This is a genomic window from Pseudomonadota bacterium (genome assembly GCA_010028905.1).
Classification (GTDB): domain Bacteria; phylum Vulcanimicrobiota; class Xenobia; order RGZZ01; family RGZZ01; genus RGZZ01.
Genome location: RGZZ01000829.1, coordinates 1 through 1322, shown reverse-complemented (window position 1 = coordinate 1322; position 1322 = coordinate 1). Strand labels below are relative to the sequence as shown.

The window sequence follows — 1322 nt, the reverse complement described above, 5'->3', positions numbered from 1 at the left end:
GGCCTGCCGGTGGAGCCCGAGGTGTAGATGACGTAGGCCAGGCTCTGCGGGGAGAGCGCGCTCGTGCCAGGCCTGGTATGCGTTCTATGTGCTACAGCGCGCCGCGTCTGGGGCGCGTCCATGCAGACGATCTGGGGTCCATCTGAGATGTGGGTGTCTGGGTGCGTCCCTGACAGCGCGGTCTTGTATACAGCCTCGTGCGTGAGCACGACCTTCGCTCTGCTGTCCTTGATCGCGTAGGTGAGGCGTTCGGTCGGCCAGGCGGGATCGAGGGGCACGTAGGCGCCGCCGGCTTTGAGGGTGGCGAGGATGGCGACGATGAGATCGAAGCCACGCTCCATGACGAGTGCTACGCGCTCGTCGGGGCCCATGCCAAGACCAATGAGATGTCGCGCCAGGCGGTTGGCACGGGCATCGAGCGTACCGTAGGTGAGGTTTTGGTCTTCAAAGACGATGGCGGTGGCGTCAGGGTGAAGGGCAACGTGCTCTTCGAAGCGCTGGTGCATGAGGGGGCGCGGATCGGAGAGCGTCGCTGGGGAGCCCGTCCACGGCTCAAGACGCATGAGATCATTCTCCGCGAGCAGGGAGAGTGCGAGAGCTGGCCGCGTGCTTTCCTGTTCCACTGCCGTGGTGAGCTGCGCGAGCGCCTCGCGCATGAGATCGCACAGCGCTTGCGCGGTCCATCCGATACCTTCGATCTCAACGCTCTGGGCAGTGAGGGCGAACCCGATCCCGAGGTCGTCCACCGACATCGCGAAGGGGTAGTTCGTGCGCTCCCGGGCGCTGAGGATGGTGATTCCAGGGGCGAAAGCGTTCTCCGACCCGTCTTGGGCTGGCGCAGCGCTGTGTCGATAGTTGAGCATGGCGGTGAACAGCTCTCCACCGGCAGGGATGCCTGCACAGCTCTTGGCGACACTGAGGGGAGCGTGCTCATGCCGGATGAGGGAGACGAGCCGCTTTGCGATTTGGGTGAGCACCTGCGCGGCGGTCTGGTTGCGCAGGTTTACAGCCAGTGGCAGGGTGTTGATGAAGAGGCCCATGGCGCGCTCGACATCCAGCCCACCCTGGAGCCGTCCGAACAGCACGGTGCCGAAGACGACCTCGTCCTGCCCACAGAGACGGCTCAGCACGAGGGCCCAGGCGAGGTGGGCAAGGGTGGCGGGTGGCACGGCCGCACGGGCCGCTGCGGCGCGCATGCGTGCGGCGAGGTCAGGGCAGATGCGCAGGTGCGCTTCCGCCACGTCCTCGCCGCTGCTGTTCGCGTGCATGATGCCGAAGGGGGCGGTGGGCGTGTCGATGTGTGCGAGCATCTCGGAGAAGAA

Annotated in this window: 1 protein-coding gene; it reads right to left on the bottom strand. The window is 65.9% G+C overall.

What is annotated here, in order from left to right:
- A partial coding sequence (locus tag EB084_25665) for a non-ribosomal peptide synthetase (GenBank protein NDD31651.1) occupies positions 1-1322 on the bottom strand: 1322 nt, incomplete at both ends.